Raw genomic sequence first — 22862 nt, 5'->3', positions numbered from 1 at the left:
CGGCCATTCCGAAATAGAACGAAAAGTTCAATCTACACACAAATCAAATAACCAGATCAAGAACGGGAGGAACGATGAAGGATACACAAATACCGGAGAGTGAACAGTCCAAAGAGCTATTTGCCTATTTCGGGCTGGCTGTCTACTATTGCCAGGCGCTGGAGCAGCAATTAACGAATCTGCTGCTGCTGACGAAGCTGTCGCGGGGCAAGACGCCAACTGACGCCGAAATCGCAGAATTGTATCAACGCAAGCTTAGCAATTCACTCGGCCAACTCATCAAAGAAATCCAGCATCACTTCCCCTTCTCTGAGGAAGAGACGAGTCAATTGCAGGCCGTATGGAAGGAACGCAATCATATTGTCCATGATTACTTCAAGGAACGGATTCAAGAGACCTTCACCCCGGCCGGCCGGGCCCATATGATCCGTGAACTGAAACGCTTCAAGAACAAGGCGAGCCGGCTGGAGATTAAGCTGCAGGGCTATTGTACTGAGATGTACAGCAAGCTTGGCCTTGAGGAAGAGCATATCCAATAAGGTAATCAATGAAATATAGTTACACTTACAAGAAGACTCCCGCTTTCGCAGTAAGACTGCGAAAGCGGGAGTTTTCTTTGGTTATACGAGCTGAGCGTAATATTGGGCCGGATGTATGCGGAAAACCGAATACAATGTGCTGGAGAGGCGTTATGTGGGCTGACGGAGAGCCGCGAGGGGTAGAAGTGCCCCTGAATTCAGCGAATACGAGCCAAACGTCCAAATGAGGGGCACTAGTGCCCCTGAATTCGCCGATTGCCCCAGAGGTGGGCGGACGACCGCATAAGTCCTTCCATCCTCCGCCCGGAGGGTTATCAGATAATCGGATTAATTTGTTTTTACCGCATTGGCAGACAGGGCCTCCTCCAGCTCCTGCAGCCCGCAAGATTGAACGACATCCGGCGCGAAGCGGATTGAGGAGGCTCCGGTCGAGTGTTGCAGTGAAGAGAAGGCCCTGGTGAGAGCGGGGAGCATTGAGCGTTCAAGCGCCTCTCCGGCCTCCCACCACCAGCGCACGATGGTTAGTACGCCGGTCTTCTTGTTCATCACCGGTTCCAGCCGACCGATGAAGCGGTCGCCGTAGAGGAGTGGGAGGACATAGTACCCGTATTCCCGCTCGAGCACAGGCTTGTAGACCTCCCAGCGGTATTGAAAGCCGAATAGCTGGAGGATCAGCTCTCTGTCCCACAGCAGATTGTCCAGCGGAGCCAGTGCCGCCGCGAAGGAGGCTGCTCCTCCAGCACGACCGGCCCCACCCTCATTACCAGCCTGTGGCCCGGCTGTGGATTCATTCACACCCGCAGTATCATCCTGAAGCAATATAGCTTCAAGCTCAGGGACGTCTGCTGTGCGGATGTATAGCGGCAGCTTCAGGCCGTCCACCTGTACCTCGCGGAGCAGGTCCTTCTGCAGCAGCCGCTGCACGGACGCTGTCCGTTCCTTGCTCTTCAGGCCTGCGATGCCAAGCCAGCCGTCCCCGGACCGGTTCCATTGCAGGCCGATGCTGCCGATCCGGCGCAGCACATACCAATCGTGATGCTGCTCCAACGTCTCGTTAGGATCGCTTGCGCCTAGCAGTTCAGGAGGCAGCAGCTTGGCCGTGTAGTCGTAATAACGCCGGGTGTGCACCCGGTGATGGATGGATAGCTCGCCCCAGAAGTACATGCTCTCCATGGCGGCCCGGGAGAGTCTTGCCGGAGCCCAGGACCAGTCGATCTTCTCCGTACTCTCCAGGTCCAGTGACGAGAGTGGCCCTCGTGCATCCAGCTCCGCACGGACATGGGTAATCATGCCCGCCATGGCCTCGTTATGCTGATGCCTGGCGGCAGCTTCCCGGCGGCGCTGGAAATACGGCCAGTCTTCCGTGCAGTAGATCGACATGTTCTTATCCCAGCCGTCAATCAGCAGCCTGTCCTTATATAGCAGCTCATTGGCCATCTCGGGCACGAAGCCGGGGATTCTCGCCTGAAGCACCAGCTCGTGATTATGTCCGGCTATGCTGAGCGGATCATACTGGATACAGCCTACATGCCGGACGAAGTCATAGATGCTCTGCTTGCCGCCGGGCAATCCGTCCGGGACGAGCCGCTGATGGCGCAGCAGGAACAGCCGGGCTTGCCGCTTGCTAAGACTGTAGGTTATCATCATCTTCACCTCACCCATAATATGTATTGCTTCATTATACAGAACAAATGTTCTGATATCAAGTATAAGACACCCCCTGACGCCTGTAAGCATCAAGGGGTGTTCTTGTTACGAATTATTAACGATCTGAGCGGTACAAGCGCTTGCCCGCACGCGGACTTAAGCAGCCTGCCCTAAGCAACTGGATTAGAGCTGTTCCAGCGATGGACGGAGTACAGCGGAAGAAGCATGGCCCTCGGATAGGGGAGCCGGCTCGCCTGAGCCGTTCCCGGCTCCTGCACCCAACTGAAGCTGATACATGCGGAAGTACCTTCCACCCTGCGCCATCAGCTCATCATGGCTGCCGCGTTCGACAATCTGGCCCCGGTGCAGCACCAGAATCTGGTCCGCACTGCGGATGGTCGACAGCCGGTGGGCGATGATGAAGGTGGTTCGGCCTTTCTTCAGCACCTCCAGCGCCTGCTGGATAATGCTCTCAGTCTCGGTATCGATGTTGGACGTTGCTTCATCCAGAATCAGGATCGCCGGATCGAAGGATAAGGCTCTGGCGAAGGAGATCAGCTGCCGCTGTCCGGCGGACAGGGTGCTGCCCTTCTCAATCACCGGTTCATCGAAGCCTTGCGGCAGATGAGCCAGCAGTTTATCAGCCCCTACCTCACGCAAGGCGCGTTCGACACGCTCTCTAGAGATCCGCTCGTCACCCAGACTGACATTGGAGGCAATAGTTCCGGTGAAGAGGTACGGGTCCTGAAGCACGATGCCCATATGACTGCGCAGCCATTGCTTCGGCAGATCCTTGACCTTCTGCCCGTCGATCGTTATGCTTCCTTGCTGTGGATCATAGAAGCGGAACAGCAGGTTAATGATGGAGCTTTTGCCGGAGCCGGTATGGCCCACAAGGGCGACGGTCTCTCCCGGGCGCGCTTCGAAGGAGATATCGCGCAGGACGAAGTCCTTTTTATAAGCAAAGGAGACATCCTTGAACACGACATTTCCCTTGTAACGCGGCATCGATCCGTCAGTGACGGGCTCTCCAGGCTCATCCATCAGCGTGAACACGCGGCCGGCAGAGACCATCGAGCTGTCCAGATTCGCCAGCTGGTTGACCATCCCCGTAATCGGCTGGAACATCCGGCCCAGCACATCGACGAAGGCATACAGGACACCAAGCGATACGAAGGTCGACCCGTCCAGGCTGCCGAAGCCGAAGTACCACAGCACCAGTACGAAGGAGAGGCTGCGCAGCGAGTTCACCAGGTTGTGGGAGGTGAAGGCGTTCAGGTTGAGCATTTTGTTCTGATATTTCAGATAGTCGTCATTGAGCTGCTCGAATTCAGCGCTACTCTGCTTCTGGCGGCGAAAAATCCGGATGATCGACATCCCCTGAATCGATTCGTTGATAATGGCATTAATCTCACTGAGCCGCGACCGGATGATCGTGTTGTATTTGGTAGCGATTTTGCGGTACAGCACGATCCAGAGAATAATAATCGGCACGATGAACAAGCTGACCAGTCCCAGCTTCACATCGAGCAGGAAGAGGGCCACATAGACACCGGTGATATTAATGATTCCTGTAGCGAAGTTGGATAACACGGCAATGAAGAGATCCTTGACTGCTTCCGTATCGTTGGTAACCCGGGACACTACCTTACCGGCAGGCAGATTATCGAAGAAATAGACCGGCAGGCGCTGGATATGGGCATAGACATCGGTCCGCAGCTTGCGGATGACCTGATTGGCAGACGATTGCAGCCAGTAGGTTTTGCCGAACTCAGCAATAATGGAGATCACAAGGAACATGGCGTATAGAGCGACTAACTGATAGATACCAGGAAGCTCCGGCTTGTAAAAGGAAAACAGATCACCCGCCGACAGCTTGACGGCCGGATAAGCCGTCGTCTGCTCACCGTACTTAATCTGGAGCTTCCCGTCCGCGAAGCTGCGCTCGCCTTCGGCCTTCGCTACCGCTTCATTGATGAAGTAGAAGCTTCTGCCCGCCTGAAGCAGGCGGACCTCCTGGCCCTTGGTTTCGTCAGCGGCAAATTTGTCACCGCGTTTGTAATAAGTGTTGTTATATTCAGCGGCACCTTCCGGTGAGGCTGTCTGGAAATAGGGCTTCTCAATCGCAAGCAGATGATTATCAATCATGCTCTTGGCGATAAAAGGCCCCGCCAGCTCAGCCGCTACTCCGATGGTCAGGAGCAGAAGGGCGGCGATGAAGGTCTTTTTGGCGGTCAGTGCATATTGCAGCAGACGTTTGCCTGTACTCTGTGTCAACGGTGACACCTCCTGTATGGGGTTATTCATTCGTCAGATTATTCTCGACCTGCTGGCGGTCGAACTGCTCACGGTACCAGCCGTTCAGCTCCAGCAGCTCCTGGTGCGTACCCTGCTCTGTAATATGCCCGTCTTCGAGAACAACGATCAGATCGGCATGCTCAATCGCCGAGAGGCGGTGGGTGGAGATGAGCGTGGTTTTGCCGCTGCGCTCCTCGCGGATGTTCTCGATGATCTTCGCTTCTGTCCGCGCGTCCACAGCAGACAAGGCGTCATCCAGAATCAGAATATCAGGATTTGCGATGAAGGCGCGTGAGATGGAGACCCGCTGCTTCTGCCCGCCGGAGAGGGAGACGCCGCGCTCGCCAACCATTGTATCCAGCCCGTCGGACAAGGTACCGAGGTCATTCTGGAAAGCGGCGGCGGTAATCGCCTGCATGATCCGCTCGTCGCTGGCCCCGGAGTATCCGAACTGGATATTCTCGCGAACCGACTTAGAGAACAGGATCTGCTCCTGCGGCACGTAGCCCATCCAGCTATGAAGCTGGTCGAGGGCGATCTGGGTGATCGGCACACCGGAGATCAGAATCTCGCCTGTGCCCGCCGGGTATTCATGCAGCAGCTGCTTCAGCAGCGTCGATTTGCCGCTGCCGGTCCGTCCGACCACGCCAAGCGTCTGGCCTTGGGAGAGGGATAAGCTGACTCCGCTGAGATTATCGATGGTAGAGGTCGGATACCGGAAGGTCACATTCTTCAGCTCGATGGTGGTCGGCTGGGCTACCTTAACAGGCTGAGGCACATCCTTGACATCAGGCTTCGCATTCAGCGTCTCGTCGATCCGCTCCAGTGAAGCGCCGCCGCGCTGCATGATATTAATCAGCTCGCCGATCGCGAACATCGGCCACACGATCATCCCGAGGTACATGTTGAACGACACCAGGTCGCCGAGCGTAATCTGATTGCGGAATACGAGATAGATTCCGTAGGTCAGGGCAATGATATAGCTTAGACCCACGAACAAGCGGATCGTCGGCTCGAAGAAAGCATCGACCCGGGCGACCGCCATATTTTTGCGGTACACATCATCTGTAATGTCAGAGAAGCGCTTCTCATCGTGCCGCTCCTGCACATAAGCGCGGATGACGCGGATACCCGATACGGATTCCAGTACCTGGTCATTCATGTCGCCGAAGGCATCCTGCGCCAGACTGTAGCGGTCGTGGATCGCTTTGCCGTAGAACACCATGGCTACCGCAATCATCGGAAGCGGGATGACCGCAGCCAGTGTCAGCTTCCAGCTGACCAGGAACCCCATGGCGAACAGGACGACCGTGAGATATACGGTGGAGTCGACAAGAGTGAGCATCCCGAAGCCTACGGTTGCGGAGACGGCGCGGATATCGTTGGTGGCCCGGGCCATCAGATCGCCGGTGCGGTTACGCTCGAAGAAGGCGGGGGTCATCGTCATGAGATGATTCATGAACCGCGAGCGCAGCAGGCGCTCCACCAGATTCGAACCCCCGAACAGCTTATGCATCCATATGTAGGTGATCCAGTAAATGATCAGCAGCATAAGTACGATCAGGCCAATGTATTTCATCAGTGAACCTGCAGTGATGGCACCGGTGACGATTTCGTCAATGGCGTTGCCCAGCAGGCGTGGAGGCAGCAGTTCGAGCACACCTACCACGATAAGAAGAATAAGGCCTATAGTATAGCGCCTTTTTTCCCGGCGGAAGAACCAGCCGAGATTTCGGAGTACGGAGAACAAGATGAATCCCTTCCTTTCGTGCTTGGAGTAATTACTAAGTTGGCTTGGTTAACGGAACATTCATAGACACTTGGGCAGCGGATCACACTCTCACAGCACGCGAAAAAGCGTACCATCCGAAAACGGATGATACGCCTGTAATTGCGGTTATCATGTCCACGGTGCTATAAGCAGCACAGAGACATGTGAGAGATAAGTTAAGCCTGTTCTCATACGTTACGCATAATACGCATGAACCTCAGGAATTCTCCACTGCTCGGGCTGCTTCGGTATTCAGTTGGGTATAGTTTTCTACAATAGTGGCGAGGTATACCATATCAATGTTAAACACCGAGATCACCCTTTCTTCATTTTGGTAATAACTTGAAGACGTTTCGTTATGTTCCGAGTTTATCATCACACTTTAAGAATTGTCAAATTTAATTTTGTGGCGGAGACGGCATGTTGCCGTAATACCGCTTCGATTTGGTGAATTGAAGTTTTTTGGGTATGATTGGGGTAGAGGGGAGGAGTGGAGAGATGAACATATTAATTAGTCCGGAAGCAGCCGCCTGGTTCAAAAGAGAACTGAGCCTCCAGGAGGGTGCATATATCCGGTTGTTTCCCCGGTACAGCTCAGGCGGAGGCCTGCATCCCGGCTTCTCGCTGGGCATTGCCACCGAGCAGCCTGGACGTCCTGCTGTGCAGTTCATGGAGGGCGGCTTGACCTTCTATATGGAAGAGCAGGATCTGTGGTATATGGAGGGGTACAATCTGTCGATTGTCTATTCCCAGGCTGAGGATGACATCGAATATAAGTATGAGCCTGTGCCGGTGGCATAAAGGGAGAGCTGCAGCAAAGGGCAGATCCCGGCACTGCCGGGGATGCGGAACAAGCCCTTGCCGTGAGGCAAGGGCTTTTACATGGGGATATGCCCCAAGGCCAACGAAGCTGCCCGCCGCTCAGGTGACGCGATCAGTGCGAGCTGCGGAAGGTCTCTTCCTCCATGGCGAACTCGAAATCATCAATGTCATACACCTGGACGGGAACTCCGCCTTCGATGATGCGCTGGATCAGCTCGAACTGGTCGGTCAGAATCGGCACCTTCTCACGCTGGGACGCCAGCAGCAGCTCTGTCTCAATCGGATCGAATGCTTCTCCGTAGGAGGCATTGTCAACGCTGTTGATAATGGTGATCTGCGCGTGTCCGCCGAGGAGGATACCGGAGCTTTTGGCCCAGGGGACGTTCAGGCAGCGGTTGATCTTTTTGGCATTCAGCGGCTCCTCGAAATAGTTGATCAGCTCGCGGATTCTGAGTCTGACATGCTTGTCATCATCCGCCTGGCTCATCACCGGCTCATCGCTGTCCCGCAGCTCGTAAAGCTCCATAATTGTGGTATAAGGGACTATATATTCTACAGGGCTCCGCGGGATGAGAAGCTGGCCGTAAATCGCCATCATGACGGCTTCCGTCACAAATTGTCTGGGCATCATTATCCTCCTGAATTTCGGTACTGCAACCGTAACTGTTTAAAAATAATAAAACACTGCAGCGCGCAAATGTCAACTGCACCCTGATGAAGAATGAATTGGAAAGGACCTGACACGCTGTGAAACCTTGGAAATCTTATTATACCTTTGTTCGGCCGTATATGAAATGGATTGTGCTCACTCTGATCATCGGGATGGTCAAATTCAGCATTCCGCTGACGCTGCCGATGATTCTCAAATATGTAGTTGATGAGCTGCTGGGTAATCCGGCATTGACGATAGCGGAGCGGGTCTCGAAGCTGATGACGGTAATCGGCGGGGGCCTGATTCTGTTCGTGATTGTCCGCGGGCCGGTGGAGTATTACCGCCAGTATTTCGCCCAGCTGATTACAAGCAAGGTCCTCTTCGATATGCGCAATAAGCTCTACGGGCATCTGCAGCGGCTGTCGCTGCGTTATTACCAGAATACGAAGGTGGGCGAGGCCATCTCCCGGTTCATTAACGATGTGGAGCAGTCGAAGAACCTGGTTGAGGTCGGAATGATGAATGTCTGGCTGGATATGTTCACCCTGCTCTTCGCGCTGGGCTTCATGCTCTATCTGAATCCGGTGCTGACGCTGGTGGCGATTGCCATTCTGCCGCTATATGGGATTGCTGTCAATACGCTGTACAAGCGTCTCAAGGTGCTGACCAAAGACCGGTCGCAGGCACTTGCCGTCATTCAGGGCTATCTGCATGAACGGATTCAGGGGATTGCGGTCATCCGCAGCTTCACGATGGAGCGGGTGGACCAGCGGCAATTCGAGGAGATCAACGGCAAGTTCCTGCAAAAAGCGCTCGCGCAGACGCGTTGGAATGCCTTCACCTTCGCGATTATCAACACCCTGACCGATATTGCTCCGCTGCTTGTCATCGGATACGGGGGATACCAGGTCATCCAGGGCAATCTGACGCTCGGGACCTTCGTGGCCTTCTTCGGCTATCTGGACCGGATGTATGCGCCGCTGCGCCGCCTGATCAACTCCTCGACCGTGCTGACCCAGGCTTCGGCATCGCTTGAACGTGTGCTGGAGCTGCTGAATGAGCCGTATGATATTGTCGATGCTCCGGGCGCGAAGCCGCTGCTGAAGGCAGCCGGGAAGATCGAATTCAGCAACGTGTGGTTCAAGTATAGCGACGAGCACGAGTGGGTGCTGCGGGACATTAACCTGAGTATTGCTCCGGGCCAGACGGTGGCTTTTGTCGGAATGAGCGGAGGCGGCAAATCCTCGCTGATCAGCCTGATCCCGCGCTTTTACGATATCAGCGAAGGCAGCCTGCGCATGGACGGCCACGATATCCGCGGGCTGACCCAGGAGAGTCTGCGGCAGACGGTGGGCATGGTGCTGCAGGATAATTTCCTGTTCAGCGGCTCGGTACGCGACAATATCCGGTTCGGGAACCCGGAAGCGGGGGAAGAGGAGGTGATGAAGGCGGCGGTGTCTGCGAATGCCCACGACTTCATCATGCAGCTGCCGGAAGGTTATGATACCGAAGTGGGGGAACGGGGTGTGAAGCTGTCCGGCGGACAGAAGCAGCGCGTGGCGATTGCACGGGTATTCCTGAAGGACCCCAAGGTGCTGATTCTGGACGAAGCGACCTCCGCGCTGGATCTGGAGTCTGAGCATCTCATCCAGCAGGCGCTGCAGTCCCTAGCATCTGAGCGGACGACGCTGATTGTGGCCCACAGGCTGTCCACGATTACCCATGCCGACCAGATTATCGTGCTGGAGAACGGGGAGATCACCGAACGCGGCACCCATGAAGAGCTGATGGGACTTGCGGGGAGCTACGCCCGGCTATTCAACGTTCAGCGGCTGGATGCATAACGCGGATATACTATTCTTAGTCCAATAAAAGAGGCTGCAAGTCCACCCGCATAGGTGGGCTTGCAACCTGTTTCGTCTTGCCTTGGTCTTGCGGTGGATACCGGCTTACATCCGGCCAATCAGCAGCGACAGGATGCCGGCGGCAATCAGCGGTCCCACGGGAACGCCTTTGAACAGAGCCACTCCAAGGACGGTTCCGATGAGAAGCCCGGCGACGATGGTCGGCTGGCTGCCCATGAGCATGGCTCCGCGTCCGCCCAGATAAGCGACCAGGACGCCAACTCCGATGGCGGCCAGGGATTTCCAGTGCAGAAACGACTGTCCGACGGTCTGGAGGGAGATCTTCCCGCTGGCCAGCGGCGTCATGACCCCGATGGTCAGGATGATAATGCCGACGGTCAGCCCGTATTTCTCCAGCCAGGGAAAAGCCTGCTGAAGTCCCAGCACACGGATGAGCAGCAGAACGACCATTGCAATGGTTATCGGTGAGTTACTGCTGATGACACCGAGCGCTGCCAGACCCAGCAGCAATAACGAGGTTATATCCATAGCTTGGATACACTCCTTCTCTTAAGTAAGCCTTGTACTCACAATATGATCGGCAATCAGCTTGCCGTGCCCCCGCCCGCTCTCGATGAATACCTCGTTGGCATTCCGTCCGGAAGCGATAACCCCGGCGACATAGATGCCCGGTATATTACTCTCCATGGTAGCGGGGTTAAAGGCTGGCTTATCCATAGAGTCATCCATCTGCACCCCGGCAGAGGTTAGCAGGGCTCTGCTGGGACGGAAGCCGGTCATCGCCAGCACGAAGTCATTATCCAGCTCGGTAGGTTCCCCGTTCACAGAGGAGGTTACCAAGACAGAGGCCGGGGTGATCTCCGTGACGCGCGATTCCAGATGCAGCGTTATGCTACCCTTCTGCACCATACTCTCGAAGATCGGACGCACCCAGGGCTTGATATTGTCCGAGATACTGCTTCCCCGGTAGACCATATCCACCTTGGCGCCTACCCGCAGCAGCTCCAGCGCAGCGTCCACCGCTGAATTACTGCCCCCGATTACAGCCACCTTCATGCCGGAATAGGGATGAGCCTCGCCAAAATAATGCGTAACCTTCGGCAACTCCTCCCCGGGAATCCCGATCAGATTAGGCTGGTCGAAGTAACCGGTAGAGATGACTACGTTCGCAGCGCAGCGCTGCTGCTCCTCACCGCGCTTGTTGACCGTATGTACAACGAAGCTGCCATCCTCCTGCGGCAGAACGGACAGCGCTTCTTCATAAGCGGCAATCTCAAGCTGATGCTGCGCGGCCGCACGGCGGTAGTAGACCAGCGCCTCATGGCGGTAGGGCTTGTCATTCGGAGAGGTGAAGGGCACATCTCCAATCTCAAGCAGCGGGGTGGTGCTGAAGAACTGCATGTTGGTCGGATACAGGTAGATGGAATGGACAATGAAGTTCTTTTCCACAATCAGGCTGGAGAGCCCTTGGCGCTGGCATTCGATGGCTGCAGACAGTCCGCAGGGACCGGCGCCGATAATAATAACGTCTAGCATAATATCTATGTCCTCCTAAGGTAGTATTCTATTCAGTAAATGGTACCTTATATTTTTGTTTTTTGCCATGGCCGGCGAATTCCGCAAATTGGGGATTGATCAGATGTCAAGATGGGTATATAATTAGATATATATCTAAAGTATGAAATGGCAGTTCCCCCAGACTGCCTGACGAATATCCGTAGGAGCGTGATCCCGCTTGCAGTTAGACAAAATTGTCGCCTATCACAAAGCTTTATCCGATCCCACCCGGCTGCGTATTCTTCTGCTCCTGTCCCGGGGCGAGGTTCATGGTCACGCCTTAGCCGAGAAACTGAATCTGTCACAGCCTACGGTGACCCATCATGCAGCCAAGCTGCGTGAAGCTGCTCTCATTCAGGAGCGCAGAGACAAGAACACTGTATATTTCAAGCTGAATCCCGAGTTTATCCAGTCAGGCTCTGAGGCCTCGCTGAAATTTATTTTTGCAAAGGGGGTGGAGGAAATGGAGGAAGAGTCGCCTGAACACAGTCTGAAGGAGTCGGTGCTCCGTAATTTTTTTGCCAAAGACGGACGGCTGCGCCAGATTCCCGCACAATACAAGAAGAAATTAATCGCGCTGCAATATATGGTGGAGAAGCTCGAGCCGGGTGTGGTCTATTCGGAGAAAGAGATCAACGAGTTCATTAAGCCGTTCCACGATGATTATGCCACAATCCGCCGCGAGTTCATTATGCACCAGTTCATGTACCGGGAGAATGATAAGTACGAGCTTAACCCGCCGGAGCTGTGGACTCACTGGGAAAATGTCAAATAATGATCTAATAAATGGGGATTTTTTATGACAAGTGCGAAACTGCTGATTAATTGTTCAACTAACGAATAAAATGGTATTGTAAGCGTTATCTGACAAAAGCTTCGAAAGGAGACCTTCAGTATGATATTCAAACGTGCCAAAAAAAACTTGCCACCCAATCATCCAACCGTTACGTTGCCGCAGATCAAGCAGGCTGTAAGGCAATTTGAAGAAGATATGCCCGCTCCGATTAACCGTACCGCTCTGATCCAGGAAGATAAGAGTATTGACCTGAACCGGCTCAAACGATATTTAGGCGGAGTCCCGCAGCAGAAATTCTATATGTCCAGCGAGACCTTTGAGATTTTTGAAGAATCTGACAAGCTGGTGCCGTACTACCTCGACATGGTTCAATCGGCGGTAGACAATTATATCAGTGACACCGGCAAGCTGCCGCTGCTCGAAGACGCCTGGCTCCCTGAGGTTCATTACCGGCTGTTGTCGACCGAGCGTTATCTGAAGGAGACACCGCCGTTCCCGCTCTACATTACCGACGAGGAAATGATGCTTACGCATCGCGCAGAGCATTTTGAACATTTTGAATCCTGAAAGCTCTGCGTACCTGATTCCTCTATACAGGCCATTCTGACGAAGGAGAGGTTGTCCTTCCGGGCGGAATGGTCTTTATTTTGCTCCCCGGAGCGTAGTACAATAAGCATCTGGTGTTTTGACTGCAGAAATGGAAGACAGAAGGGGAGCGTATACATGAGAGAGGTACAAGCGTTGCTGTTTGATCTGGATAACACCCTGATGGACCGTGATCAGACCTTCCGCAGCTTCAGTATGAAGTTTGTTCAGGATTTCCTGGGACATCTTAGCGAAGAGCAGGCCGCGGAGGTTGTAGAGGATATGATTATCAGGGATGCTGACGGATACCGGGATAAGGATGGGTTCTTCGCGGAGCTTAGCGAGGTTCTTCCTTGGGAGAAGGCATTGACCACTGCGGACATACGGGCCTATTATGACGAGACCTATATCCGTCACGGGGCGATGATGAAGCATGCGCTGGAGACACTGGAGTATTGCCGGGACCGGGGATATCCGCTGGGACTGGTCACGAATGGCGGCACAGATATTCAATATGGCAAAATCGATCTGCTCGGACTCCGCGGCTACTTCCGCACGATCGTCATTTCGGGTGAAGCCGGGATCAGCAAGCCTGATCCAGAGATCTACCGGTTAGCCCTGGAACGTCTGGGTTCCACGGCAGAACAGACTGTATTCATCGGCGATCATCCGGTGAATGATATCTGGGGGGCGGCGCAGAGCGGGATGGATACGATCTGGCTGAAGCGCAACCACCCTTGGGATGAATCACTGAACGTGAAGCCTCTCGCTGTCATTCAGGAGCTGGAGGAGCTCCGGGATATTATTTAAGCAAGTTAGGCCCACTGTTGACAAACGGTATCCGGGCCGTATATTATTACAGCATATTATTTCGGAAGGAGACGATGTCAAATGGCAGTTTATACTAGCGGTTCAGGATTGGTTGCTACTGTTGTGGATACGTGTCTTCCGGGAAATGCGGCTGTGGAGTAATAATTGATCCCCAGCTTCGCAGGTAAGCTCTATGATGCCTTCTAGAGCCGCCGGGAACCGTATCGGTTCCGGCGGCTTTTTTGCGTGTGCAGGTCTGCTGCATCACGCCCGGATAGTGGATTCTGCTCTTCTCGCGCAGAGGAGCAGACTCACTACCCTGGAATGACTCTGCCCGCAGCGGACGGTCTTTGCTGTACAACAGCAAAAGCCGGACCGCGGCCGAGTCTGCCTCTGCCGCCGGAACCTTTGGGTTCCGGCGGTTTTTTGTGTGCGCATGTGGAGCCAATGCTGCCCGGAGATACATGGATGATGTGATAAGCGGAGGTATGAGAACGATAATAACCCATTCAGGAGGAAATGCATGAATATCGATATCAAGCTAGAACAGTACGGCTGGAATGAAGAATGGAACAGAAAATGGACAGATAAGCTGCGGCTGCTGGACGCCAGGGAGTATGCAGCGGGCCGGATTGCCGGAGATTTCGGCAGTAAATACAGGGTGATTACTGCAGCAGGTGAAATATGGGGGGAGCTGTCAGGCAAGTTCCGGCATTCGCTGAGCGGGTCCGGCGAATATCCGGCGGTAGGGGACTGGGTGGTCCTGGCGATGCAGGATGGCGGAGCGCATGCGGTGATCCATGGTGTGCTTCCCCGTCACAGCGTCATCTCGCGCAAGGTGGCTGGCCCGACTCAGGAGGAGCAGATTGTGGCTTCCAACGTGGATACCTTATTCCTGGTCAGTGCACTGAATGATGATTTCAATGTACGGCGGATGGAGCGTTATCTGATTATGGCCTGGAACAGCGGGGCGAATCCCGTCATTCTATTGACCAAGGCAGATCTGTGCACCGATGCGGAGCTGAAAATGGCCGAAATGCAGCAGGCGGCTCCCGGTGTCCCGGTCCATGTGGTCAGCGCCTTACTGGGCGACGGTCGGGAGGAGCTCCAGCCCTACATCGGCAGCGGCCAGACGGTAGCTCTGACCGGTTCGTCCGGCTGCGGCAAATCGACGATGGTCAACTGGCTCAGCGGCCGGAATCTGCAGCTCACCCAGGATGTGCGGGAAGGGGACAGCCGCGGACGTCATACGACCACACACCGCGAGCTGTTCGTCCTCCCGGATGGCGGAATCATCGTCGATACGCCGGGAATGCGCGAGCTGCAATTGTGGGAGGATGACGGCGGACTGGACCTGGCGTTCGGTGAGATCAGTACACTTGCGGCGGAATGCCGTTTCAGCGACTGTACTCATACACGGGAGGAAGGCTGCGCCGTGCTTGAGGCTGCCGCCAGCGGTGTGCTGGACGGGAAGCGGCTGCAGAATTACCACAAGACGCAAAAGGAGCTGCAATTCCAGAACAGCAAGGAAGCGAGACAGAAGCGCAAGACAGCCGCCGCCTCTGCCAAAAGCACCCCTCCCCGTGCCAAGGGCAACAGCTGGCAGCGGGTGCTGGACGAATATTGAGCGGCGCTGAAATCCCAAGGCGTTGTAGAAGCATGGAAGCGAGCATGGGAATAGGGATGAAAGTTTGCATGACGGAATAAACTTGCTAGATGCTGTGCATTGTGTAAGCAGGAGCTACGCCACCCTGGAGAGTAGTTGGAAAAACGTAGCTTAATTTGGTGACTTAAGAGCATTTTGGGAAATTAGGTGGATAAACGTCACTTGTTACTCCGCTAATACCTCGATTGGGAAGAGTTGAAGCAGATGTTCTACTGTGGAGCCAAGTTCCCGATTTTCTAAAAGCTTCAAACGTTAAAAAAAGCAGCGATTCTCCCATTATGGGGGAATCGCTGCTTTCCGTTTTTGGTTTTTTTTAGTGCTCAAGTTGATCCAACTCCGAAATAAAGAGCTGTCCCAAGTTTGGGACAGCCCGTTTTACGTATGCTGGTTAAAGTATTAGCAGATTAGAACGATGCTGCTGCTGTCTTAGCCAGTTGCAGACCGGAAGAGATAATGTCAGCGGATTTGTCCGGGTTCTGGTTGTGTCCTTCGATGATTACCTGTGTAGTTTCCTTGAAGCCCCAGAAGTTCAGGTTGCCCATGATGAAGTTAACGGCCATTTCAGCACTTGCTGCCGGGCCTTCGGAGTACACGCCGCCTCTGGCGTTAAGAACAGCTGCTTTTTTGCCAGTCAACAGTCCTACAGGACCTTCAGCAGTATACTTGAAGGTAGTTCCAGCCTGGTTCAGGTAGTCGATATAAGTGTGCAGTACAGCCGGAACGGTCATGTTCCAGAGCGGGAAGGCAAAGACTACTTTGTCAGCGGCCAGGAACTGGTCCAGATATTTCTTAACAAGTGCAGCGCCTGCTGCTTCTTCAGGAGTGGCTTCGAAGCCTTGAGCGGCTTTGTATACGCCAGTGATGAGTGTGTTATCGTAGTAAGGAAGCTGTTCAGCGAACAGGTCGAGTTCAGTAATCTGGTCCTGCGGATGAGTCTCCTTGTAGCTGGACAGGAATTCGTTGTAGAGCTGAACACTTACGGATTGCTCGGCAGGGCGGTTATTAGCTTTGATAAACAGTACATTCGACATTATGATTTCTCCTTAGATATCTATTTAATATTAACTATCGATAATATAGCATTTAATTTTTAGTTTGTAAATATCCGTCGGATAAAATTTTTATTCTGCCTATAGAAGCTGCTGTCCTTCGTCAAAGGTACCATATCTTCTATAACGGATTCTTAATTTGCCACTCAAAGGCCCATATGTAGTATGACTAATTTCGCAAACGGTGTAGGCGCAGCCAGGGACAAGTTTAAGGAATCAGCGGCCCGGTTATATAGGTGATATAAGGAGAAGAGGAAATGATTCCCTCTCCAGATCACGGGACTAAGCCCCCATTTAAAGGAGCGATTGACATGTCCATCGACCGTTTCATCCTGAAGAAGCTGGACAGCTGTCACGAAGAGCATACCCGGCGTAACCTGGTGAAGTTGTTCAAATTGCGAATTAAAAAGGCGGAGAAAGAGGAGAACCGGAACCTCCGGATTGGCTGAGTGACGGTATAATTACTGCTAAGCGCCTACCATCCTATAAACTAAGCGCATCCCCTCAACATGCGGGTATGTGCTTATTTGTTGTGTACCTTTATATTTATGCAAGGCATTTACTTATTCAGGCAAAAAAATATCCCTCTGTTTAATAGAGGGATAAGGCCAATGAATCATTTTCACTGTAACTGTGCAATATAGCTTCTGAGCCTTTAATTTCGATACTGATCAGGGAATTCAAACAGGTCTGCAGGGCGTTTTTGCCTTTTTGAATTTTGAGTTCAAGCGTACTGTTGAGCAGTCGAAGTACTTTTTGGGTCGGCTGTTTGTTTTCTGTTGTGAAATATACAGGGACAAGCTTGTTTTGAAAAGTGATGAGCATTCTCATTTTGAAAACCACCTCGCTAAAAGTATTTCATGGTATTGATCTTACCCTGTGTTTCTTAATTTTACCTTAAAATTAGCTTATGATAACATAAAGATTGCAAGTTTTATAGTTTTGCAGTTTTTTTGAAAGCCACTCATTTACAGTTATACTTACATGTATGCCTAAAAGGAAGGGATAAAGAATGTGAATAAGCAAGATTTTATCTGTCTGGCACAGTATTTGTTCCCGGGTGAGACCCGGCGTAGAGTGGTGGCAGAGCTCCTGCACACAGCCTCCGGCTCCAAGCGGATATGCAGAATGAAATTCAATGAGCGTGAATATGCGCAGGATGTATGCCTGCAAGTACATAAGGATAAGATCCTCCTGACAGGGTTAACGGAAGAAGATGATTTCGCCTACGAGCTGAAGGAGCCGGCAGAGATGAAGCGCGCCTGCTATTACCTGTTCAATTGCTTCGAGCGTGCGCAGCCCCGGAAGCCGTCCGCTCCTGCGGTATTCCTGTCCAGACGGAGTTATGAGGAGATTCATGAGAAGGCCGAAACATGGACGTTGTGTGTGCTGGCGGCTTCACTGGAAGCGGAGACAGGTGATCCTGACAGCTCTGCTGAATTGGCTAAAGTGCTTAAGAACCGGACAGCGTCCGGTGAACTGCGGTTATGTGCGAGGAATGGGGAAGGCTGGACCCTGCAGGAGATTTCTTACATTGAAGCTTCTTCGGGCGGATGGCTAATGCGCAGCAGCAGTGAGCAGGAAGACGGTTATATCATTGCGTTCCCGCTGACCCGGGCGGAGCTGTGTCAAGCTTTTGGGGAATGGCTGCTCTATTAAGATTGTTCTTGCAAAATAACCTCGGCGGGAGCACCGCCCCATTCTAACGAGTCCGGCTCGCTGGTCCGGTACAGCGTGAATACGGCGCTGCGATCATTCATAGAGCGGGCGGGGTTGACGAACCGAATATAATGTAAGCGCTTCATATATTGCACTTTAACCTTTCCCTAGACTCCCGCATATGCATAGAGCAAGGGCGAAAGACCCGGGAGGAAAGGAGTGGAGAGGATGAAAGGGTTCAAAAGACTGTCATTGCCGTTCTTGTTGATGCTTGTGCTTGGCTCTGTTCTTGCAGGCTGCGGCAGTAAATCCGCTAATGTCAAGGTGAAGATCGGCGAAGTTACCCGTTCCGTGTTCTATGCGCCTGAATATGTGGCCTTATCGCAGGGCTTTTTCAAGGATGAAGGGCTGGATGTGGAGCTGCAGACGATACCTGGCGGAGATAAAACCATGACGGCCCTGCTCTCAGGGGCAATCGATGTGGCGCTGGTCGGTTCGGAGACCTCCATTTACGTGTACCAGCAGGGGGCGGATGATCCTGTAATTAATTTTGCGCAGCTTACGCAGCGGGATGGAACCTTCTTGTTCGCGCGTACACCGGACAGCCATTTTACATGGGACAAAGTGAAGGGCTCGACCTTCCTTGGGCAACGGCAAGGGGGCATGCCGCAGATGGCGGGCGCATTCACACTGCGCAGCAAGGGGATTGATGCGGGGAAGGATCTGACGCTGATCCAGAACATTGATTTTGCCAATATTGCCGGTGCATTTGCTTCCGGGACCGGGGATTATGTGCAGCTGTTCGAGCCTCAGGCATCGATCTTCGAGAGTGAAGGCCGGGGCCAGGTGGTCGCTTCCTTCGGGGTAGAGAGCGGTTATCTGCCGTATACGGTATTCATGTCCAAGCAGAGCTACATGACTAAGAATCAGGACACGGTGCAGAAATTCACCAATGCGGTCCAGCGTGCCCAGTTATGGGTGAAGACTCATAGTCCTGAGGAGATTGCTGACGCGGTAATGCCGTATTTTGAAAAGATTGACCGGGGCATTGTGGTCTCTGCCATCAGCCGTTATAAGGAACAGGATACCTATGCGGTGAATCCGGTAATTGATGACAAGGAATGGAATAATCTGCTGGATGTCATTGACCATGCCGGTGAGCTGAAGGAACGGATTCCAGCCGCTAAGATTGTTAATAACAGCTTTGCAGAGCAGGCAGAGAGCACCATTAAGGAGTGAGGAGGCCGACCACTATGCTTCCAGTAGTCGAGTTGAAGGAAGTCACGCACGCCTATCTGGGAGACCGCGAGGCTTCGCTTGCTATAGAGGATCTGAATCTCAGCGTCGGCCAAGGCGAGTTCGTCAGCCTGGTCGGACCGAGCGGCTGCGGCAAAACGACGATTCTGTCGATCATCGCCGGGCTGCTGCAGCCTTCACGCGGTGAGGTGCTGCTCAGCGGACGTAAGGCCGCGGGACCTTCGCCGGAGGTCGGCTATATGCTCCAGCAGGACTATCTCTTCCCCTGGAGGACGATTGAGGATAACGCGCTGCTCGGGCTGGAGCTGACCGGAAGGCTCACCGGAAGCTCGCGTGCCAAATCACTGCAGCTGCTGGCCGATATGGGGCTGGAGGGCAAGGAGCAGGCTTATCCGGCACAGCTCTCGGGAGGGATGCGCCAGCGTGTCGCTCTGGTGCGGACACTGGCTACCGACCCCGGCCTGCTGCTGCTCGATGAGCCATTCTCGGCGCTGGACTACCAGATTAAGCTGCAGCTGGAGGATCTGGTCTCGGAGACGCTGATGCGCCGGGGAACCACGGCGATTCTGGTTACGCATGACCTGTCTGAAGCGATTGCGGTCAGCAGCCGGGTCATTCTGCTCCAGCCGAATCCGGGCAGAATCCGCAGGATTTTTGAGATTCCGGAAGCGATTCGCAGAACACCGCCGCTGTATGCGCGGGACCTGCCGGGCTTCGCCGGGCTTTTTCACGAGGTATGGAAGGAAATGGAGCTGGCAGGGAGGGAAGAGATGTGAATACAGAAGCGCAGCCCCATGAGACGGCTTCCCGTGCGCAGTGGCTCGAACAGAAGCATGCGGATTACAGGAAGAAGAAGCTGCGCCGCAAAAGTCAGGTGCTTATGGTCCGGAGCAGTCTGCTGCTGGTGTTCTTCGTGCTCTGGGAAGCCGGAGCCAGAATGGGTTGGATCGATGAGCTGCTGTTCAGTTATCCGACGAAGGTCTTCGGTCAGATCTGGGAGGACATGGTCAGCGGCAGTCTGTGGCCGCATCTGGGAATGACCGTGAGCGAGACCGCAGTGGGTTTTATTCTGGGCACCTTAATCGGGACGCTGCTGGCTGTCGTCATCTGGTGGTCACCTTTTCTGTCCGCCGTCCTGGACCCCTATATGGTCGTATTCAACAGTATGCCGAAGGTGGCACTGGGCCCGATCTTCATTGTAATGTTCGGGGCAGGCTTCACCGCCATTGTCATTACCACCTTATCCATTACTGTGATTATCACGACTCTGGTAGTGTACAACAGCTTTTGCAGCGTGGACCCGAATCTGGTCAAGGTGGTCCGCTCCTTCGGCGCCTCCAAAAGCCAGGAGTTCTGCAAAGTCATTCTCCCGGCGTCGTTCCCGGCGGTGGTCTCCACCCTCAAGGTGAATGTCGGCATGTCCTGGGTCGGCGTTATTGTCGGTGAATTTCTGGTTGCGAAATCGGGGCTGGGGTATCTGATCATCTACGGCTTTCAGGTGTTCAACTTCACCCTGGTGATGTCGAGTCTGCTCATTATTGCGGCTGTGGCTACGGCCATGTACCAGCTGGTGGTGTATGTGGAGAAGCTGCTGCTGTCTAGACGGTAAGAACCATGTCATATTGTGTCTCTTGGCAAAATCTTGTACCATGACTATATCTTTATTTGAATGATGAAGCTTAACGGTGTAGGAGAGATATTCACATGGGATTTCGTATTATTAAAACGGCGGCTGCAACTCTGCTGTCTATTCTGCTGGCAGCCGCCGCTGGTATCCCTAATGCGCAAAGCGCGGGACTGCTGGCCATTCTCGGGGTGGAAACGACCCGTAAAAGGAGTCTACGCACGATTTCGGCGCGCTTCTTCGCCTCATTGGTGGGACTCTTTTTGGGCTGTATTCTATTCTTCGCCCTGGGCTTTCATTATTGGGTACTCGGACTGTATGTATTGTTCGGCTTCCCGCTGATTGTCAAAGCCGGCTTCAAGGAAGGGATCGTCACCAGCTCGGTCATTGTGTTCCGCGTATTTGGACAAGCTGATATCACGGTTCATATCCTGCTGCAGCAGGTGGAGCTGCTGATTATCGGCCTTGGCTCGGCCGGCCTTGTGAACTTCATCTATATGCCGGAGACCGGCGGGATGATTGCAGGCATCCGCAAGGAGGTGGACGGCTACTTCTCGGTGATCTTCCGGCAGATGGCCAGGACGCTCCGTGATCCCGGCTACATCTGGGACGGGAAAGAGCTGATCGGGGCAGGGGAGGCTGTGCAGAAGGGACTGAGCGCGGCATCCAGGGAAATGGAGAATCATGTGATCCACCCGGATGAAGCCTGGAACGTGTACTTCTATATGCGCAAGGAGCAGCTGGAGTCCATCCAGAATATGATGCAGCTGCTCTCGCAGGTGTACCGCCAGCTGCCGCATGGGGATATGGTGGCAGAGCTGTTCGACCAGCTAAGCGGCGATGTGCTGGCTGAGGAATATACCGGCCGGACCGAGCGGCTGCTGGAGGAGCTGCAGCAGGAGTTCCAGGAGATGGAGCTGCCGGATTCGCGCGAGGAATTCGAGATCCGCTCCGCGATTCTGCAATTATGCCGCGAGCTTGCGCTGTATCTTAAGATTGCCAAGCGCTATAAGAGCCCGGTGGAGCTGCGTCCGGTTAAGGACAAGCAGCCTGCGAAAGGCAAAGCATAAGCAAATCCATGTAATTTAGGTGTCAGGTATTCACATTCCGGTGTAAAATAACGATAAGAAACATAAGCACCCAAAGTGAGCTTGTCTCTTAAGTGATGTCCAAAACCCAAGAATCTTGGTCTGGCAGGTGAGGAATATGAATAACAGCAATGATCAATATATCGGCAAACAGCTGGTAGCGAACCTTTTTAATCATAGCGGTGTATTTGTCTTGCCGGCATTGACCCTGCTCACCGGAGAGCATATCCGCCTGATTACGCAGCACAAGATCGTTCTGGAGCCGCAGGATGTGGTCCAGGTCGACAGCGCTGCATTCTATCAGCTGGCTGTGGATGATTGTACGGCGGCGATGGAGAGTATTTTTGAGCAGCTGCGTTATACGAAGACGAAACGTCTGCCGATGATTGAGCTCAGGAATGAAGTGATCCCGTTCATCCAGCAGGTGAGCGAGAAGAATGATTTCTTCGGAATATTGTCTGCGCTGCAGACTAAGGATGACTATACATACAGGCATAATGTGGCGGTGGGCATCATCTCTACGCTGCTCGGCAAATGGCTGAAGCTGAAGCCGGACGAGCTGAGCATGCTGACGATTGCTGCGACGCTTCATGATATCGGCAAAATTATGATTCCGGCCGAGATCCTCACCAAACCGGGTCCGCTGAGTGAGGATGAATATGCCCTGATGAAAAAGCACACGACCTATGGCTATGAAATGATCCGCGATACGGTGGGCACCAATCATATGCAGGCGCTTGTGGCGCTGCAGCACCATGAACGTATGGACGGCAGCGGCTACCCCTTCGGCGTGCTGGGCCACCGGATTACGGATTTCAGCAAAATCGTGGCGGTGGCGGATATTTTCCACGCGATGACTTCAGACCGGTTCTATCGAACAGCCGCGCCGCTGTATGAGGTGCTTAAGCAGATGGACGAGAACGTCTACGGCAAGCTGGACCCGTATATCTGCAGTGTGTTCATTAATAAGCTAATGCAGTCGATGATCGGCAATGAGGTGCTCCTGACGGACGGGCAGATCGGCAAAATCATTATGATTCTGGCCCATGACCCGCTGCGTCCGCTGGTGAACATCGGTGAGGACTTCATCGATCTCAGCCGCCACCGGCAGCTTGGCATCGTACGTGTACTTTCCTAGCAGGGGGCCTCCGCTCTTCCCGGCTTAAGATGTTGGCAC

At 53.6% G+C, this 22862-nt stretch carries 23 protein-coding genes; 14 read left to right on the top strand and 9 right to left on the bottom strand.

Annotation, left to right across the window (positions count from 1 at the left end):
• Nucleotides 1-74: 74 nt before the first annotated feature.
• Complete coding sequence (locus MKY12_RS16890; RefSeq protein ID WP_339310040.1) at nucleotides 75-539, top strand: hypothetical protein; 465 nt, start codon at nucleotides 75-77, stop codon at nucleotides 537-539.
• A gap of 327 nt (nucleotides 540-866) precedes the next feature.
• On the opposite strand, the gene MKY12_RS16885 is transcribed toward MKY12_RS16890, so the two are convergent.
• From MKY12_RS16885 to MKY12_RS16875, 3 genes are all read right to left on the bottom strand, one after another.
• Complete coding sequence (locus MKY12_RS16885) at nucleotides 867-2186, bottom strand: winged helix DNA-binding domain-containing protein (protein WP_339310038.1); 1320 nt, start codon at nucleotides 2184-2186, stop codon at nucleotides 867-869.
• Nucleotides 2187-2369: 183 nt separating this feature from the next.
• A complete protein-coding gene (locus MKY12_RS16880) occupies nucleotides 2370-4463 on the bottom strand; it encodes an ABC transporter ATP-binding protein (RefSeq protein WP_339310036.1) in 2094 nt (697 codons plus the stop codon).
• Nucleotides 4464-4485: 22 nt separating this feature from the next.
• Nucleotides 4486-6234 (bottom strand): ABC transporter transmembrane domain-containing protein, encoded by a 1749-nt coding sequence (locus MKY12_RS16875; protein ID WP_339310034.1) that lies wholly within the window; start codon nucleotides 6232-6234, stop codon nucleotides 4486-4488.
• A 519-nt stretch (nucleotides 6235-6753) separates the two neighbouring features.
• On the opposite strand from MKY12_RS16875, the gene MKY12_RS16870 reads away from it, so the two are divergent.
• Nucleotides 6754-7056 carry a hypothetical protein gene (locus tag MKY12_RS16870; RefSeq protein WP_339310032.1) on the top strand — a complete coding sequence of 101 codons (303 nt, stop codon included), beginning with the start codon at nucleotides 6754-6756 and terminating at the stop codon, nucleotides 7054-7056.
• A 133-nt stretch (nucleotides 7057-7189) separates the two neighbouring features.
• Here MKY12_RS16870 and MKY12_RS16865 read toward each other — a convergent pair whose 3' ends face one another.
• Complete coding sequence (locus MKY12_RS16865; RefSeq protein WP_076085194.1) at nucleotides 7190-7705, bottom strand: ADP-heptose synthase; 516 nt, start codon at nucleotides 7703-7705, stop codon at nucleotides 7190-7192.
• Between the two features lie 119 nt (nucleotides 7706-7824).
• Here MKY12_RS16865 and MKY12_RS16860 point away from each other — a divergent pair, with 119 nt between their 5' ends.
• Complete coding sequence (locus tag MKY12_RS16860; RefSeq protein ID WP_339248944.1) at nucleotides 7825-9573, top strand: ABC transporter ATP-binding protein; 1749 nt, start codon at nucleotides 7825-7827, stop codon at nucleotides 9571-9573.
• A gap of 105 nt (nucleotides 9574-9678) precedes the next feature.
• Here the strand turns inward: MKY12_RS16860 and MKY12_RS16855 are convergent, their stop codons facing one another.
• Together MKY12_RS16855 and MKY12_RS16850 are read right to left on the bottom strand one after the other, a co-directional pair.
• Nucleotides 9679-10122 carry a DUF441 domain-containing protein gene (locus tag MKY12_RS16855; RefSeq protein WP_036724588.1) on the bottom strand — a complete coding sequence of 148 codons (444 nt, stop codon included), beginning with the start codon at nucleotides 10120-10122 and terminating at the stop codon, nucleotides 9679-9681.
• 21 nt (nucleotides 10123-10143) lie between these two features.
• Nucleotides 10144-11130: a YpdA family putative bacillithiol disulfide reductase gene (locus MKY12_RS16850; protein WP_339310029.1), complete on the bottom strand. Its 987-nt coding sequence runs from the start codon at nucleotides 11128-11130 to the stop codon at nucleotides 10144-10146.
• A gap of 199 nt (nucleotides 11131-11329) precedes the next feature.
• On the opposite strand from MKY12_RS16850, the gene MKY12_RS16845 reads away from it, so the two are divergent.
• From MKY12_RS16845 to MKY12_RS16835, 3 genes are all read left to right on the top strand, one after another.
• The gene (locus MKY12_RS16845; RefSeq protein WP_036724591.1) at nucleotides 11330-11926 is read left to right on the top strand and encodes a metalloregulator ArsR/SmtB family transcription factor; all 597 of its coding nucleotides are present in this window, start codon (nucleotides 11330-11332) and stop codon (nucleotides 11924-11926) included.
• A gap of 120 nt (nucleotides 11927-12046) precedes the next feature.
• Nucleotides 12047-12514, top strand: coding sequence for a DUF3939 domain-containing protein (locus tag MKY12_RS16840; RefSeq protein WP_339310028.1), 468 nt, complete (start codon nucleotides 12047-12049; stop codon nucleotides 12512-12514).
• Nucleotides 12515-12670: 156 nt separating this feature from the next.
• Nucleotides 12671-13342, top strand: coding sequence for an HAD family hydrolase (locus tag MKY12_RS16835; RefSeq protein ID WP_339310027.1), 672 nt, complete (start codon nucleotides 12671-12673; stop codon nucleotides 13340-13342).
• A 115-nt stretch (nucleotides 13343-13457) separates the two neighbouring features.
• On the opposite strand, the gene MKY12_RS16830 is transcribed toward MKY12_RS16835, so the two are convergent.
• Nucleotides 13458-13703 carry a hypothetical protein gene (locus MKY12_RS16830; protein ID WP_235191851.1) on the bottom strand — a complete coding sequence of 82 codons (246 nt, stop codon included), beginning with the start codon at nucleotides 13701-13703 and terminating at the stop codon, nucleotides 13458-13460.
• A gap of 162 nt (nucleotides 13704-13865) precedes the next feature.
• Between MKY12_RS16830 and rsgA the strand changes: the two genes are divergently transcribed.
• Nucleotides 13866-14969 (top strand): ribosome small subunit-dependent GTPase A, encoded by a 1104-nt coding sequence (gene rsgA, locus MKY12_RS16825; protein ID WP_339310026.1) that lies wholly within the window; start codon nucleotides 13866-13868, stop codon nucleotides 14967-14969.
• 443 nt (nucleotides 14970-15412) lie between these two features.
• On the opposite strand, the gene MKY12_RS16820 is transcribed toward rsgA, so the two are convergent.
• A complete protein-coding gene (locus tag MKY12_RS16820; RefSeq protein WP_339310024.1) occupies nucleotides 15413-16039 on the bottom strand; it encodes an FMN-dependent NADH-azoreductase in 627 nt (208 codons plus the stop codon).
• A 329-nt stretch (nucleotides 16040-16368) separates the two neighbouring features.
• Between MKY12_RS16820 and MKY12_RS16815 the strand changes: the two genes are divergently transcribed.
• Nucleotides 16369-16506: a hypothetical protein gene (locus tag MKY12_RS16815; protein ID WP_179090468.1), complete on the top strand. Its 138-nt coding sequence runs from the start codon at nucleotides 16369-16371 to the stop codon at nucleotides 16504-16506.
• 142 nt (nucleotides 16507-16648) lie between these two features.
• Here MKY12_RS16815 and MKY12_RS16810 read toward each other — a convergent pair whose 3' ends face one another.
• Entirely contained in the window at nucleotides 16649-16888 is a 240-nt protein-coding gene (locus MKY12_RS16810; protein WP_036699054.1) for a hypothetical protein, read from the bottom strand.
• A gap of 183 nt (nucleotides 16889-17071) precedes the next feature.
• On the opposite strand from MKY12_RS16810, the gene MKY12_RS16805 reads away from it, so the two are divergent.
• From MKY12_RS16805 to MKY12_RS16780, 6 genes are all read left to right on the top strand, one after another.
• Entirely contained in the window at nucleotides 17072-17716 is a 645-nt protein-coding gene (locus MKY12_RS16805; RefSeq protein ID WP_339310022.1) for a hypothetical protein, read from the top strand.
• Between the two features lie 228 nt (nucleotides 17717-17944).
• Entirely contained in the window at nucleotides 17945-18955 is a 1011-nt protein-coding gene (locus tag MKY12_RS16800) for an ABC transporter substrate-binding protein (protein WP_339310021.1), read from the top strand.
• A gap of 14 nt (nucleotides 18956-18969) precedes the next feature.
• A complete protein-coding gene (locus MKY12_RS16795; protein WP_076085221.1) occupies nucleotides 18970-19749 on the top strand; it encodes an ABC transporter ATP-binding protein in 780 nt (259 codons plus the stop codon).
• Nucleotides 19746-20582 carry an ABC transporter permease gene (locus tag MKY12_RS16790; RefSeq protein ID WP_339310019.1) on the top strand — a complete coding sequence of 279 codons (837 nt, stop codon included), beginning with the start codon at nucleotides 19746-19748 and terminating at the stop codon, nucleotides 20580-20582. Before MKY12_RS16795 ends, MKY12_RS16790 begins: the two co-directional genes overlap by 4 nt.
• A 95-nt stretch (nucleotides 20583-20677) precedes the next feature.
• Nucleotides 20678-21667 (top strand): aromatic acid exporter family protein, encoded by a 990-nt coding sequence (locus tag MKY12_RS16785; RefSeq protein ID WP_339310017.1) that lies wholly within the window; start codon nucleotides 20678-20680, stop codon nucleotides 21665-21667.
• A gap of 136 nt (nucleotides 21668-21803) precedes the next feature.
• Nucleotides 21804-22823 (top strand): HD-GYP domain-containing protein, encoded by a 1020-nt coding sequence (locus tag MKY12_RS16780; protein WP_036699042.1) that lies wholly within the window; start codon nucleotides 21804-21806, stop codon nucleotides 22821-22823.
• The last annotated feature ends 39 nt before the right edge of the window (nucleotides 22824-22862 follow it).

Source organism: Paenibacillus sp. FSL M7-0896, assembly GCF_037975415.1.
Taxonomy (GTDB): Bacteria; Bacillota; Bacilli; order Paenibacillales; family Paenibacillaceae; genus Paenibacillus_AQ; species Paenibacillus_AQ silagei.
Note: the sequence above shows the minus strand (reverse complement) of the source record. Positions and strands in the feature narration are given on the sequence as shown.